This window comes from Xanthomonas sp. LMG 12461 (assembly GCF_009192935.1).
Taxonomy (GTDB): Bacteria; Pseudomonadota; Gammaproteobacteria; order Xanthomonadales; family Xanthomonadaceae; genus Xanthomonas_A; species Xanthomonas_A sontii.
This window is the reverse complement of the sequence record NZ_NQYT01000007.1, coordinates 1-14,471: the sequence shown is the minus strand read 5'-3', so window position 1 is coordinate 14,471 and position 14,471 is coordinate 1. Positions and strand designations below refer to the sequence as shown.

The window sequence follows — 14,471 nt, the reverse complement described above, 5'->3', positions numbered from 1 at the left end:
CCACTAGGACGCCCCCTGCAATGGCCACCGAAGTCAAAGTTCCGGTACTGCCCGAATCCGTATCCGATGCCACCATCGCCAGCTGGCACAAGAAGGCCGGTGAGGCGGTCAAGCGCGACGAGAACCTGGTGGACCTGGAGACCGACAAGGTCGTGCTGGAAGTGCCCTCGCCCGTCGATGGCGTGCTGAAGGAGATCAAGTTCGAGACCGGCGCCACCGTGACCAGCTCGCAGATCCTGGCGATCATCGAGGAAGGCGCGACCGCCGCTGCGGCGCCGGCCGAGGCCAAGGTCGCCGAGGCCCCGAAGGCCGAAGCGCCCAAGGCCGCCGCCGCGGAAGCGCCGAAGGCCGCCAAGGCCGACGCGCTGAAGGCCGCCGGTGATGTATCCAGCCTGCCGCCGGGCGCGCGCTTCAGCGCCATCACCGAAGGCGTGGATCCGTCGCAGGTCGAAGGCACAGGCCGCCGCGGCGCGGTGACCAAGGAAGACATCCTCAACTACGCCAAGAACGGCGGCGCCGGCAAGGCCAGCGGTGCGCGTCCGGAAGAGCGCGTGCCGATGACCCGCGTGCGCAAGCGCATCGCCGAGCGTCTGATGCAGTCGAAGAACTCGACCGCGATGCTGACCACCTTCAACGAGGTCAATCTGGCCAAGGTCTCGGCCGCGCGCAAGGAGCTGCAGGACGAGTTCCAGAAGGCCCACGGCATCAAGCTCGGCTTCATGAGCTTCTTCGTCAAGGCCGCGGCCAACGCGCTGCAGCGCTTCCCACTGGTCAATGCCTCGATCGACGGCGACGACATCATCTATCACGGCTACAGCGACATCTCCATCGCCGTGTCCACCGACAAGGGCCTGGTCACGCCGGTGCTGCGCAACGTCGAGCGGCAGTCCTTCGCCGACATCGAACAGGGCATCGCCGACTACGCCAAGAAGGCGCGCGACGGCAAGCTGAGCCTGGAAGAACTGCAGGGCGGCACCTTCACCGTGACCAACGGCGGCACCTTCGGCTCGCTGCTGTCGACCCCGATCATCAACCCGCCGCAGAGCGCGATCCTGGGCATGCACGCGATCAAGGAGCGTCCGATCGCCGAGAACGGCCAGGTCGTGATCGCGCCGATGATGTACCTGGCGCTGTCCTACGACCACCGCATCATCGACGGCAAGGACTCGGTGCAGTTCCTGGTCGACATCAAGAACCAGCTGGAAAACCCGGGCCGGATGCTGTTCGGTCTGTAAGAGCCGGGAATCGGGAATGGAGAGTGGGGAATGGGACAAGCGCCCATTTCCCTGCCCTGTTCCCGCCTGGACCTGGATGGGAGGCGGCAGGCGCCTGCGCTTTTGCGATTCCCCATTCCCTATTCCCCATTCCCGTGTGAGCGAATGAAATGAGCGAACAATACGACGTCGTCGTCATCGGTGCCGGTCCCGCCGGCTATCACGCGGCCATCCGTGCCGCCCAGTTGGGCCTGAAGACCGCGTGCATCGACGCGGCGCTGGGCAAGGACGGCAAGCCGGCGCTCGGCGGCACCTGCCTGCGCGTGGGCTGCATCCCGTCCAAGGCGCTGCTGGATTCCTCGCGCCAGTTCTGGAACATGGGCCACCTGTTCGGCGAGCACGGCATCAGCTTCAAGGATGCCAAGATCGACGTCGCGGCGATGGTCGGGCGCAAGGACAAGATCGTCAAGCAGTTCACCGGCGGCATCGCCATGCTGTTCAAGGCGAACAAGATCACCCCGTACTACGGCTTCGGCGAGCTCCAAGCAAACGCGGGGCAGCCGGGCAACGTGGTCAAGGTCAAGCAGCACGACGGCAGCGAAGTCGAGCTGAAGGGCACCAACGTGATCCTCGCCGCCGGCTCGGATTCGATCGAACTGCCGTTCGCCAAGTTCGACGGCGAGACCATCGTCGACAACGTCGGCGCGCTGGACTTCACCGAAGTGCCCAAGCGCCTGGCGGTGATCGGCGCCGGCGTGATCGGCCTGGAACTGGGCAGCGTGTGGAAGCGCCTGGGCGCCGAGGTCACCATCCTCGAAGCGCTGCCGGACTTCCTGGCCCTGGCCGATGCCGAAGTGGCCAAGACCGCCTTGAAGGAATTCAAGAAGCAGGGCCTGGACATCAAGCTCGGCGCCAAGGTCTCCAAGACCGAAGTCACCGGCAAGGGCAAGAAGCAGGAAGTGGTCGTCACCTATAGCGACAGCGAAGGCGAGAAGACCCTCAACGTGGACAAGCTGCTGGTGGCCGTCGGCCGCCGCGCCGCCACCAAGGGCCTGCTGGCCGACGGTACCGGCGTCAAGGTCAACGAGCGCGGCCAGATCGAGGTCGATGCGCACTGCCACACCGGCGTCGACGGCGTGTGGGCGATCGGCGACTGCGTGCGCGGGCCGATGCTCGCGCACAAGGGTTTCGAGGAAGGCATCGCGGTCGCCGAACTGATCGCCGGCCTGCCCGGCCACGTCAACTTCGACACCATTCCGTGGGTCATCTACACCGAGCCGGAAATCGCCTGGGTCGGCAAGACCGAGCAGCAGCTCAAGGCCGAAGGCGTGCCGTACAAGGCCGGCAGCTTCCCGTTCGCGGCGATCGGCCGTGCGGTGGCGATGGGCGAGCCCGCGGGCTTCGTCAAGGTCATCGCCCACGCCGAGACCGACCGCGTCCTGGGCATGCACCTGGTCGGCGTCGGCGTCTCCGAACTGGTCCACGAAGGCGTGCTGACCATGGAGTTCAACGGCTCGGCCGACGACCTGGCGCGCATCTGCCACGCCCACCCCACCCTGTCCGAAGCGATCCACGACGCGGCCATGGCGGTGAGCAAGCGGGCGATTCATAAGGCCAATTGAGGCCGGGAAACGGGAATGGAGAGTCGGGAATGGCAAGCGCATTCCCGGCACTGCATTCCCACTGCATAACGCCGGGCCCGAGTCCGGCGTTATGCGTTTCGGCTTTTGATTTTCCCTATTCCCCATTCCCGACTCCCCATTCCCGATGAAAAGCATCTGCGTCTACTGCGGCTCCAACGCCGGCAACAAGCCCGCCTATGTCGAACGTGCCACCGCGCTGGGCACGCGCATCGCCGAACAGGGACTGCGCCTGGTCTATGGCGGCGGCAATGTCGGTCTGATGGGCACCGTGGCCAATGCGGTGCTCGCCGCCGGCGGCGAGGTCACCGGCGTGATTCCCAAGCAACTGGCGGACTGGGAAGTCGCGCACCGCGGCCTCACCGAGCTGGAGATCGTCGGCTCGATGCACGAGCGCAAGTCGCGCATGTTCGACCTGTCCGATGCCTTCGTCGCCCTGCCCGGCGGCTTCGGCACCATGGAAGAAATCTTCGAGATGCTGACCTGGCGCCAGCTCGGCATCGGCAACAAGCCCTGCGCCTTCCTCGACGTGGAAGGGTTCTACGCGCCGCTGATCGGCATGATCGATCGCATGGTCGAGGAGCGCTTTCTGCACCCGGACCAGCGCGCCGACCTGTGGTATGGCAGCGACATCGACACGATGCTGGGCTGGATGCGGGAGTACACGCCGGCGCAGGCGTCGAAGTGGATTGACGAGAAGCGCCGTAACGCGCTGCGCTGAGAGCATCTCTGATCGGCGGTAAGCATCTGGCGCGTGGCGACGCGTTACAGATTCCGGCGCCTCACTGCGTCCATGGCGCGGATTGATGAAAAGCGACGCAACGCGCTGCGCTAGGAGCGTCTGAGGGGCGGCGGGATCAATGCGCGTGGCGACGCGCTACCGACTCCGGCGCCTCACCGCCACTGCGGCGCGGATCGACGAGAAGCGTCGAAACGCACTGCGTTGAGAGCATCCGATCGGCAGTTAGCGCCTCGCGCGTGGCGACGTGTTAGAAATTCCGGCGCATCACTGCTTGGATGGCGCGGATTGATGAAAAGCGCCGCAACGCGTTGCGCTGAGACGCCGAAATCGGCAACGTCATGACGCGTGGCGACGCGCCATGAATTCCGGCGCACGATTGTTCCTGCGGCGCGGATCGACAAAAAGCGCCGCAACGCGTTGCGCCAGGCGCATCCGATCCACGGCAAGCGCTTGGCGCGTGGCGAACCGTTTAGACCGCCGCCCATACCGACAGGACGTGTCCTGCAGGAGCGGCTTCAGCCGCGACGGGCGTGCTCGATAAAACCCATCGCGGCTGAAGCCGCTCCTACGCGGCAACCTGCCATGGCGGCATCTTCAGTCGCTCCAGCATCGGAGGCGCGGATCGAACAAACGCGCCGCAACGCGTCGCGCTGCGAGCAACGGGCGCACGGCGCCGCGCTCCGCACTCGATCGCCTCAAAGCAGCTGCGGCGCGGCGGCCGGGCGCCCGAGCAGATAGCCCTGCCCGTAGTCGCAACCCAGCTCGCGCAATGTCGCCAGTTGCTGCTCGGTCTCGATGCCCTCGCCCACGGTCTCGATCCCCAGGGTGCTGGCCAGGGCAAGGATGCCGCGTACCAGCGCGTGGCTGCCGGTGCTGCCCTCGTCCTGCAGGCCGGCGACGAAGCTCTGGTCGATCTTCAGCACCGAGATCGGGAAGCGGTGCAGGTAGGACAGCGCCGAGAAGCCGGTACCGAAGTCGTCCAGTTGCGCCAGCACGCCGCGCTCGCGCAGCGCCTGCAGGATGGTCAGGGTGCGCGGTGCGTCGTCGAGCAGCGCCACCTCGGTGATCTCCACGCGCAGGCGGCGCGGATCGGCGCCGGCGGTGTCGATCAGCCCGAACAGCCGTTCGGTGAAATCCGGCGAGCGGAAGTGCCGCGGCGAGACGTTGACCGAGACGTAGCCGCCCTCGCTCTGCGCCAGGCGCCGGATCACCTGCGCGTACAGCAGCCAGTCCACCTGCTCGATCAGGCCGCTCTCCTCGCCCAGGTCGATGAACTGGCTCGGCACCAGCAGCCCGCGGCTTTCGTGGCGCCAGCGCAGCAGGGCTTCGTGGCCGATCACCTCGCCGTCGCGCAGGCGCACGATCGGCTGGTAGAACGGCTCGAAGTCGCGGTTGTTGATCGCCCGACGCAGGTCCGCCTCCAGGTCGAGGCTGCGCAGCGCCGCCTCGCGCATGGCCTCGTCGAACACCACGCAGCGGTCCTGCGTCTGCGCCTTGGCCCGGTACATCGCCGCGTCGGCGTCGCGCAACATCTCCTCGCCGTTGTGGTAGCGCGGATGCCAGGCGGCGATGCCCAGGCTGCCGGACGGGAACAATTCGCGGCCGGCCACCCACATCGGCTGGCCAAGCACGTGCAGCAGGCGCCGCGCCAGCTCGCGCGCGCCGTCCAGGCCGTGCTCGCACGGCGTCAGCACCGCGAACTCGTCGCCGCCCAGGCGCGCCACCACGTCCTGGCCGCGGATCGTGGAGACGATGCGCTTGGCGACCTGCACCAGCATCTCGTCGCCGGCGGCGTGGCCGATGCTGTCGTTGACCAGCTTGAACCGGTCCAGATCCAGGAACAGCACGGCGAAGGTCCTGCCGCCGCCGCGGGCACGGGAGATCGCCTCGCTGAGCCGGTCCAGCAGATGCGATCGGTTCGGCAATCCGGTCAGCGCATCGTGCAGCGCCTGGTGGGTCAGGCGCTGCTCGGCACGCCAGCGTTCGGCGATCTGCGCCAGCAGTTGCTCGTTGACCTCGGCCAGCTCGCGGGTGCGCTCGTCCACGCGCTGCTCCAGCTCCGCGTGCGCCAGCCGCAGCCGTTCCTGCGCGCGCTGCCGCGCCAGACCGCTGCCGACGTTGTGCGCGACGAAGGTCAGCAGGCGCTGGTCATGCTCGGTGAACCGCACCTTGGCGATGTAGCTCTGCACCACGATCGCGCCGATCACCTCGCCTTCGTCGAACAGCGGCACGCCCAGCCAGCTGTAGGGGCGCTGGCCGTACTCCTGTACCTCGCCCTGCGCCAGCAAGGCGTCGATATCGGGAAGTTCGAGCAGTTGCGGACGCCGCACCCGCATCACGTACTCGGTCAGTCCGCGACCGCGGCGCCGTTGCGGCCGGTAGGGGGTGAACTCGTCCACCGAGTACACGAACTCCAGCATCGTGTCGTCGTCGGACAGCAGCGCGATGTACAGGTTGCGCGCGTCGATCAGCCCGCCGACGATGGCGTGCACCTCGGTGTAGAACTGCTGCAGGCTCTCCGAGCGGATCGCCAGCTCGGCGATGCGGAACAGCGCCAGTTGCAGCGTCTCGGCGCGCTTGCGCTCCTGGATCTCGTCCTGCAGGTCGCGGTTGGCGCGCTGCAGTTCCTGGGTCCGCAGGTGCACCCGCCGCTCCAGTTGCACCTGCGCATGGCGCCGGTCCATCGCGGTCTGCACGTGCTGCGCCACGTAGGCCAGCAGCGCGCGGTCGGCGTCGGTGTAGCGCAGCGCGTAGTCGTAGTTCTGCACCACGATGGCGCCGCACACCCGGCCCTCGCGCAGCATCGGCACGCCCAGCCAGTCGCGGCTCTCCGGGCCGTGTTCGGCGTTGTAGCCCACCTGCAGGCGTTCGCGCACCTGCTCCGAGGGCCCGCGCACCGCGCGGCCGTGGCGCAGCAGTCCCACGGTGAGGCTGTGCGGCATGTCGCGCAGGAAGTAGGTCTGCTCCGGATCGGCGACGAAGTCGTCGTGGCGGTCGGAGAAGTACAGAAAGCGCATGCTCTGCTGATCTTCGTCGTATTCGACGATGTAGCAGTTCTCCGCGTACATCAGCGATTCCAGGACCGCATGCACGCGCTGCAGCATCTGGCTCATTTCCAGATCGGCGCCGGCCAGATCGGCAATCTCGTACAGCGCCTGCTGCAGCTGCTTGGATTTCTCCAGGCCCTCGATGCGCGCGCGCATGCGCTCGGTGTCGAGCAGGTTGAGGCCGAAGGCGACCGCGGCCTCGCACCAGGCGGCGCGGTACGCTTCGTCCAGCGGCTGTCGCACCTGCGCACCGACGACCACGCAGGCCCCCTCGGCGGTGCGATGCACGTGCAGCACCGTCGGTGTCGTCGACGGTGGCAACTCGGTGGCGGCCAGCGTCTGCGCGACCAGCGCCTGCAGCCACTCCGGCGCCTCCGCGCTGGCGCCGTGTAGGCGCCCGACCACGCCGTCGCCGCAGCCGACCACCACGGCGCTGCCGGGCGGCAGCAGCCTGCACAAGGCCTGCGCCGTGCGGGCGGGCGCATGGCCGCCGGAAGCGTCTTCGCGGGCGGTGGCGGACGAATTGAACAGCATCGACAACGATTCTCCTGCAGGGCCCCCGGAACTGCTCCACGCTCGCCCTTTCACCCCCAGCATACCCGTTGCATGCACCGATCGACGCCCGATCGACCCCGAAGTGCCGCGATACGCGTTTGTCTACCCATGTTGTCCGAATGTCCGCCATCGACGCCCTCTCCCGGGCCCCCGCCTCCCGACTATGCGGCGGACCGGCGAACGCTTAGGCTTGCCGCCGTGGACGCCCCGGTCGACGCGAGCGACGAAGCCCTGATGCTGGCCTATGCCGCCGGCGACGCACGCGCGTTCGAGACTCTGTACCTGCGCCATCGCGGCCGCCTGTACCAATACCTGCTGCGGCAGCTGCGCGACCGGGCGCTGGCCGAAGAACTGTTCCAGGACGTGTGGCAGCGGGTGATCGCCTCACGCCTGGACTGGCAGCCGCAGGCTGCGTTCACCACCTGGCTGCTGCGCATCGCCCACAATCGGCTTGGCGACCATTGGCGCGCGGCCAAGCACCGCCCGCCGGCGCCGGCCGACGCCGACCTGCGCACCGCGCGCGTGCAGGACCCCGACACCCCGGAGCGGCAGTTGTCCGCCTTCGAACAACGGCGCCAGTTGCAACTGGCGCTGGATGCGCTTCCCGAGGAGCAACGCGACGTGCTGCTGCTGCGCCTGGAGCAGGAATTGAGCCTGGACGAGATCGGGCACATCACCGGCGTCGGCCGCGAGACGGTCAAGTCGCGGCTGCGCTATGCGATGGACAAACTGCGTGCGAGGTTGGGCGGATGAGCGCCGACGAACCGCTGACCCCGGAAGAGCGCGCGCTCGCCGAACGCCTGCGCCTGGGCCGGCAGGCATTGCCGCCGCCGGCGCTGGATGCGGCGATCCTGGCTGCCGCGCGCGCGGCGGTCGCACCGGGAGCCGCCGAGGTCCCGGAGTATCCCAGCAGCGCCGCGGAGCGCGCGCGGGCGCAAGCCACCGCGGCGATGCCAGCGTCCGCACCCGCCTCCATCGCGACCGCCGACCCGGCCGGGCCAGGCCCGGCGCCCGCATCGCGTGCCGCCCCGCCGGCGTCGCGGCCACGCTGGCCGACCTGGCTGGGCCTGGCGGCCTCGCTGGTGCTGGTGGCCGGCATCGCCTGGCGCGCACGCCCGCCGGTGCCCTCGGCGCCGATGCCGTCGGCAGCGCCTGCTCCGGCAGCGACGCCCGCCACCGACGCCGCTTCTGCGCCAGCCGCATCGCCGGCACCGCCCTCCGCGGAACCGGCGCCGGATGCCACCGCGCCGGCGGCCCCCAAGGCCACAGCGCCCGCCCCTGTGGCCTCGGCGCGCAGGGAAGCGGAAGCACCTGCCGCGCCACTGCCGGAGGCGCAGGCGCGCAAGCCGGTGCCCGCGAAGAGCCTGGCCCCTCCCGCGTCATCGGCGATGGTGGCGCCAGTTGCACCGCCGGCCCCGGCACCACCGCCACCGGCGATCGCAGCGGATAACAGCGAGCAGGCTGCCGCACCGGCCGCCGAACAGCAAGCCGCCCCCGCCGCCATGGCCTTGCGCGCACCGGCGCGCGCGGCAACGACGCAGGACACTTGGGCACGCAGCGCGCCCACCGACGACGCCCGCCAGGCCAAGCTGGCGGCCGCCGCGCGCGCGCAGGCGGCAGCGACCGGGTCGTCGGAAGCGCTGTCGCTGCAACCTTCGACGTCGTCTGCCGCGCCCACCGCCGCATCGGCGCAGCCACGGTCCTCCGCTGGCGTCTTGGCGGCCGCAGTGGAAGTGGCCGTGGAGGCCGACGCACAATTGCCCCCGCGGCGCTGGCTGCAACGGATCCGCGAGCGCCGCGACGGCGGCGAACTGGACGTCGCCCGCGCCAGCCTGCTGCGCTTCCAGCGCACCCACCCGCACCGCACGGTGCCTGCAGACCTGCGCCCGCTGCTGCAGGACTGAGCCGCGCGCTGCCGGCGCCTGCGCCGCAGGCCGGCAGCGCACCTCGTCTACAATGCCGCCGATGCCCGATACGCTCCCGCACCCCGTCAGCCACAGCGTGGAGATCAAGCACAGCCGCTTCATTGCCCACGCCGCGCCGATCGCCGACGCCGGCGCAGCGATGGCGTTCGTGCAGCAGGTGATGGTGGCCGACGCCACCCACAATTGCTGGGCCTACCGCCATGGCGACGAATACCGCTCCAGCGACGACGGCGAGCCCGCCGGCACCGCCGGCCGGCCGATCCTGGCGGCGATCGACGGCCAGGGCTTCGACCGCGTGGTGGTGGTGGTCACGCGCTGGTACGGCGGCATCAAGCTCGGCGCCGGCGGCCTGGTCCGCGCCTATGGCGGCAGTGCGGCCGAATGCCTGCGCCTGGCGCCACGGCAACCGCTGCTCGCGTTAAGCCTGCTGACCCTGCACTGCGGCTTCGACGACCTGGGCGCGGTGCACGCCGCGCTGAGCGCCTGCGCCGCGGAAAAACTCGATGAACGCTTCGATGCCGGCGGCGCCGAACTGCGCCTGCGCCTGCCCCGCGATCGCGTCGACGCCTTGAAAACCCGCCTGCGCGACGCCACTCGCAATCGGGTCCGCTGTTCGGAACCCGCCCCCGCATGAACACCCCGTCGGCCGACCAGGCCAAGTCGCTGCGCAGACTCGGCAGCCTGCGCACCCTGTGGCCGTTCGTGCGTCGCCGGCGCGGCCTGCTGATCGCCTGGCTGGTGGCGCTGGCGATCTCGTCCAGCGCCACGCTGAGCCTTCCGGTCGCGGTCCGGCAGATGATCGATCATGGCTTCGAGGACGTCGGCCTCATCAACCAGTCGTTCGCCCTGTTGTTCGCGGTCTCGGTGGTGCTGGCGGTGGCCACCGCCACGCGCTTCTACTTCGTGTCGCTGCTCGGCGAAAAGGTGGTCGCCGACCTGCGCGAACGCCTGTACACGCACCTGATCGGCCTGCATGCCGGGTTCCACGACCGCAACCGCAGCGGCGAACTGGTCTCGCGCCTGTCGGCCGACAGCGAACTGCTGCGCGGGGTCATCGGCAGCACCATGTCGGTGGCGCTGCGCAGCACGGTCACCGCGGTCGGCAGCGTGGTGATGCTGTGCGTGACCAGCCCGCACCTGGCCGCCTACACCCTGCTCGGCATCCCGCTGGCGGTGCTGCCGATCGTGCTCGGCGCGCGGCGCCTGCAGAAGATCTCGCGCGCCAGCCAGGATCGCGTCGCCGACGCCAACACCCTCGCTGCCGAGACCCTGGGCGCGGTGCGCACGGTGCAGGCCTACGCGCGCGAAGGCTACGAACGCGGCCGCTTCGGCGAAGCGCTGGCGCAGACCGTGGCGGTGGCGCGGCGCCGGGTCCGCGCACAGGCGCTGATCACCGCCGCGGCCATCGTGTTGATCTTCGGCGCCATCGTGCTGGTGCTGTGGTTGGGCGCGCACGAGGTCGCCGCCCACGAACTCAGTGCGGGCGCGCTCGGCCAGTTTTTGCTGTATGCGATGTTCGGCGGCGGTTCGGTGGCCTCGCTGGCCGAAGTCTGGAACGACCTGCAGCGCGCGGCCGGCGGCATGGGCCGCATCGCCGAATTGTTCCAGGAACGTCCCGAGATCGTCGCCCCGACCCAACCACGTGCGCTGCCGCAGCCGCTGCGCGGCGAGGTGCGCTTCGACAACGTCAGCTTCCGCTACCCGCAGCGCCCCGATCACCCGGCGCTGGACGGCTTCGATCTGCACGTGCGGCCCGGCGAGAGCGTGGCCCTGGTCGGCCCCTCCGGCGCCGGCAAGAGCACGGTGCTGGCGCTGCTGATGCGCTTCCACGATCCGCAATCGGGCAGCGTGCAGGTGGACGGCCTGGATCTGCGCACGCTGGACCCCTTGCAACTGCGCGCGGCGATCGGACTGGTGCCGCAGCACCCGACCCTGTTCGCCGCCAGCGCCGCCGACAACATCCGCTACGGCCGGCTCGAAGCCAGCGAAGCCGAGGTCGAGGCCGCCGCGCGCGCGGCCGAAGCCGACGCGTTCCTGCGGCAATTGCCCGACGGCTATGCCAGCGAACTGGGCGAACGCGGTGCGCGCCTGTCCGGCGGCCAGCAGCAGCGCATCGCCATCGCCCGCGCCCTGCTCAAGGACGCGCCAATCCTGTTGCTGGACGAGGCCACCAGCGCCCTGGACGCGCAGAGCGAACACGCCGTGCAGCACGCGCTGGAGCGGCTGATGGCCGGACGCACCACCCTGGTGATCGCGCACCGCCTGGCCACCGTGCTGAAGGCCGACCGCATCGTGGTGATGGACCATGGCCGCATCGTCGCCCAGGGCACCCACGCCGAGCTGCTGGCGCAGGACGGGCTGTACGCCGAACTCGCTCGCCTGCAGTTCATCGACTGAGCACGCCGCGCTAACGGCGGCGGGACTACGGTCGAGCCGCGTCTGCTGCGGTCCGCGCGCCCGCGACCGCACGCTCCGGCGTCCCGCATTCGATGCAGCGTTCGACAGGAGGCTTCCGATGTCCTTTCGCCAATTGCCCGCCCTCGGTCCCGACGGCGAGGCCTATCTGATCACCGAGTTCCAGGACGATGCGCCGCGCCAGCAACAGGCGCAGCACGACCCGCACGCCGACAGCGGACTGCGCTACGAGCTGGCCGATGGCCGCAAGCTGATCCGCCGCGGCCAGCAGTTCGTCACCACCGGCGGCGAGTTGACCCTGACCGCGGTCTAGCGTCGCCACCACGCTGTGCCCGCCATGCCCTGTCATCGCCACTGGCGTTCGGGGTGCTGGCGGCAAGCTGGTGAATTTTTCGCCACACGGCTTGACAGGCTTGCCCCGCAAGGCGCGCCGACAGTTATCCACATGTTTGCGCAGTGGCCATCCACATGCGCTGTGGATGAATCTGGAGGTGGGCGTCGTGCGTCCATGTGTTCTGGAGCGCAGCTGAAGCCGCGACGAGCGAAGCGGTGCGCGTTCCGATCGCGCACCGCGTCGGGACTGAAGTCCCCCACAGTGCCCCAGCCCACTCGCCGCAAGTTCCTGCAGGAGCGGCTTCAGCCGCGACGGCGTTCGATGCAATTCACCCCGCCAGCACCCGCCCAATCCCACTGGCATCGATCTCCGCCGCAGCCCTGCGCACGGCGCCGGCATCGCTGGCCGGATCGAAGCCGAGCCGGAAATGCAGCTCGCCCGCCTGCGTGCGCGAGGAGTGGATCGAAGCGAGATTCACCCCATGGCGCTCGAACACGTGCAGCAGCGCACGCAACGAGCCGGCGCGGTCTTCCGGCAAGTACACGCTGAGCGTGGCCTGCTCGGTCAGATCGGCGAGCAAGTACCCCACCCGTTCGTAGCTGTAGTTGCCCTGCGCGATCGCCGCCTCGCCCAGCGCCTGCCGGTTGGCATCGAGAAACTCGGCACGAAACTGCGCGCGTGCGGCATCGTCGCCGCGACCGACCTGGTCGCGCAGCCGCGACAGCTGCGCGATCAGCCCGTCCAGCACATCGCCCACATGCGGATTGCCGAACTGGATGTCTTCGTAGATGGCCGGATTCAGGGCCAGGATGCGCGCGATGATCGCGGTATCCAGTTCGAACGAGGCCGAGCGGTACGGCAGCAGCGCCTGCAACGGCCCCAGCGCCGGCGCATGCTCGCGCAGCACGCCGGCCTGGGCCAGATGCGTGGCGTGGACCATCGCCTGCACCAGCGCCATCACCCGGTCGTGGTGCTCGGGCGTGGTGCGCACGCACTCGCCTTCCAGCGCCGTGTACAGCTGCTGCAGCCAGGGCTGCCACTGCGCCACCCGCGCCTCGCAGACCACCAGCACGCGGCCCTTGAGCGTGGGCGACTTCGGCGGCGCGGTCATCGGATGCAGCCCGGCCACTTCCGCCTGCGAGGCCAGCATCGCCGCCACCGGCGCAGCCTTGACCGAGGTGACGTCCAGCCAGAGCTGGTCGCGCTCGCGGCCGCCGGCGCGCTGCACGTACTCGCCGATCAACGCCGGCGTGTGCCGGATCGGCGCGGAGAAGATCAGCACCTGCGCCTGTTGCAGCAGCGCCTCCGGCGCCAGCGACTGCGGGTCGGCCGGATCGTGGCCGATCACCTGCAATTGCATGCGCTCGCGGAAGAAGCGGCTCAGCCAGCGGCCATAGGCGCCGGCACTGCCGACGATGCCGACGACCGGGTGCAGGCTCACGCCAGGCGCTCGGCGACGAAGCGCAGCGGCGTGGCCAGCGCAGCCGGCGCCGCCGCCAGCACGTCCAGTTCTTCCACATCCGCGGCCAGGGTCGCCTCCAGCGCCGCGTGCACACCAGCGATGGCGCGGCCGATCGCCGACTCGAAGCTGTCGCCGCGCAACAGGAACGCCACCAGCAGCGCCATCAACACATCGCCGGTGCCGGCGACATCCACTGGCAGCAATGGCGAGCACCAGCGGTAGACCGCTTCGCGGCTCACCGCCAGCGTGACCAATTGCCCGGCATCGCCACCGACGCTGTGAGCAAGCACCCATTCCGGACCGCGCCCCAGCAACACGCGTGCTGCGGCGATCGCGTCGTCCTGCGCCAGTGCCGGCATGCCGGTCAGGCGGCCGAGTTCGAACGCATTCGGTGTCACCAGCCACGCGTGCGGCAACAGGCGCTCGGCGAAGATCGCTTCCAGGCCAGGTTCCACGTAGGGACCGGTATGCGTATCGCCGATCACCGGGTCCAGGCAGTAGCGCAGCGTCGGGCACTGCGGCAGCGTGGCGTCGAGCCAGTCGGCGAAGGCGGCACCATTGCCGACGCTGCCGAAGTAGCCGGACACCAGCATGCGCGCGCGTTGCGGCAGGCCGCGTTCGCTGGCGCCGAGCAGCAGATCGGCGAACCAGTCCGACGGCAGCACCTTGCCGCGCAAGGTCGCATAGAACGGCGCATTGCTCAGCAGCGTGGTCGGGATCTCGGCCACGCGCAGGCCCAGCACACGCAACGGCGGCACCGCCGCGCTATTGCCGGCGTGGCCGTAGACCAGTTGCGACTGTACGGAAATGACGTCGACCGGCACCGGCCCGTCGGGGCGCTGGCGGCGACCATGAATGAGATGACTTGCAGCGGAGCTGTCGGCGGAAGCGTTCATCGCCGTAGTGTAGCGCCGGCGCAAGAGCGCCAAGAGGCGCGTGCATGCGCCGTGTTGCGGGGGCTTTCAGCAACAACGGCCTCAGCTGCGACGCTCCGACGAGAACGCGTCGCGGCTGAAGCCGCTCCTGCAACAGGGGCCAGGATGCGGGAGAAGTCCAAACAACATCCGGAATCAAGAATTTCTATTTCTCACTCCGCTCAGCGGCGAAGCATTCCACTTGTAGATACCGTCTCACCCC

11 protein-coding genes are annotated in these 14,471 nt (G+C 69.4%); 8 read left to right on the top strand and 3 right to left on the bottom strand.

What is annotated here, in order from left to right; all coding sequences use genetic code 11:
* Positions 1 to 20 precede the first annotated feature (20 nt).
* The 3 genes from sucB to CEK68_RS01950 all read left to right on the top strand — a co-directional run bounded on the left by sucB (position 21) and on the right by CEK68_RS01950 (position 3,575).
* Positions 21 to 1,235, top strand: a complete 1,215-nt coding sequence (sucB, locus tag CEK68_RS01960; protein ID WP_152238375.1) for a dihydrolipoyllysine-residue succinyltransferase — start codon at positions 21 to 23, stop codon at positions 1,233 to 1,235.
* Between the two features lie 149 nt (positions 1,236 to 1,384).
* Complete coding sequence (lpdA, locus tag CEK68_RS01955) at positions 1,385 to 2,836, top strand: dihydrolipoyl dehydrogenase (protein ID WP_148829753.1); 1,452 nt, start codon at positions 1,385 to 1,387, stop codon at positions 2,834 to 2,836.
* A gap of 145 nt (positions 2,837 to 2,981) precedes the next feature.
* Complete coding sequence (locus CEK68_RS01950; RefSeq protein WP_017913415.1) at positions 2,982 to 3,575, top strand: TIGR00730 family Rossman fold protein; 594 nt, start codon at positions 2,982 to 2,984, stop codon at positions 3,573 to 3,575.
* 716 nt (positions 3,576 to 4,291) lie between these two features.
* Here the strand turns inward: CEK68_RS01950 and CEK68_RS01945 are convergent.
* Positions 4,292 to 7,177 carry an EAL domain-containing protein gene (locus tag CEK68_RS01945; protein ID WP_152238386.1) on the bottom strand — a complete coding sequence of 962 codons (2,886 nt, stop codon included), beginning with the start codon at positions 7,175 to 7,177 and terminating at the stop codon, positions 4,292 to 4,294.
* A 219-nt stretch (positions 7,178 to 7,396) separates the two neighbouring features.
* On the opposite strand from CEK68_RS01945, the gene CEK68_RS01940 reads away from it, so the two are divergent.
* From CEK68_RS01940 to CEK68_RS01920, 5 genes are all read left to right on the top strand, one after another.
* Positions 7,397 to 7,951 (top strand): RNA polymerase sigma factor, encoded by a 555-nt coding sequence (locus CEK68_RS01940; protein ID WP_152238374.1) that lies wholly within the window; start codon positions 7,397 to 7,399, stop codon positions 7,949 to 7,951.
* Positions 7,948 to 9,102: a hypothetical protein gene (locus CEK68_RS01935; RefSeq protein WP_152238373.1), complete on the top strand. Its 1,155-nt coding sequence runs from the start codon at positions 7,948 to 7,950 to the stop codon at positions 9,100 to 9,102. Before CEK68_RS01940 ends, CEK68_RS01935 begins: the two co-directional genes overlap by 4 nt.
* A gap of 61 nt (positions 9,103 to 9,163) precedes the next feature.
* Positions 9,164 to 9,757 (top strand): YigZ family protein, encoded by a 594-nt coding sequence (locus tag CEK68_RS01930; RefSeq protein WP_152238372.1) that lies wholly within the window; start codon positions 9,164 to 9,166, stop codon positions 9,755 to 9,757.
* Positions 9,754 to 11,520 carry an ABC transporter transmembrane domain-containing protein gene (locus tag CEK68_RS01925; protein ID WP_152238371.1) on the top strand — a complete coding sequence of 589 codons (1,767 nt, stop codon included), beginning with the start codon at positions 9,754 to 9,756 and terminating at the stop codon, positions 11,518 to 11,520. Before CEK68_RS01930 ends, CEK68_RS01925 begins: the two co-directional genes overlap by 4 nt.
* Before the next feature lie 118 nt (positions 11,521 to 11,638).
* Complete coding sequence (locus tag CEK68_RS01920) at positions 11,639 to 11,851, top strand: hypothetical protein (protein WP_010344257.1); 213 nt, start codon at positions 11,639 to 11,641, stop codon at positions 11,849 to 11,851.
* 349 nt (positions 11,852 to 12,200) lie between these two features.
* Here the strand turns inward: CEK68_RS01920 and CEK68_RS01915 are convergent, their stop codons facing one another.
* Complete coding sequence (locus tag CEK68_RS01915; protein ID WP_152238370.1) at positions 12,201 to 13,313, bottom strand: prephenate dehydrogenase; 1,113 nt, start codon at positions 13,311 to 13,313, stop codon at positions 12,201 to 12,203.
* The gene (gene pdxY, locus CEK68_RS01910; RefSeq protein ID WP_152238369.1) at positions 13,310 to 14,230 is read right to left on the bottom strand and encodes a pyridoxal kinase; all 921 of its coding nucleotides are present in this window, start codon (positions 14,228 to 14,230) and stop codon (positions 13,310 to 13,312) included. Before pdxY ends, CEK68_RS01915 begins: the two co-directional genes overlap by 4 nt.
* Between the last annotated feature and the right edge of the window lie 241 nt (positions 14,231 to 14,471).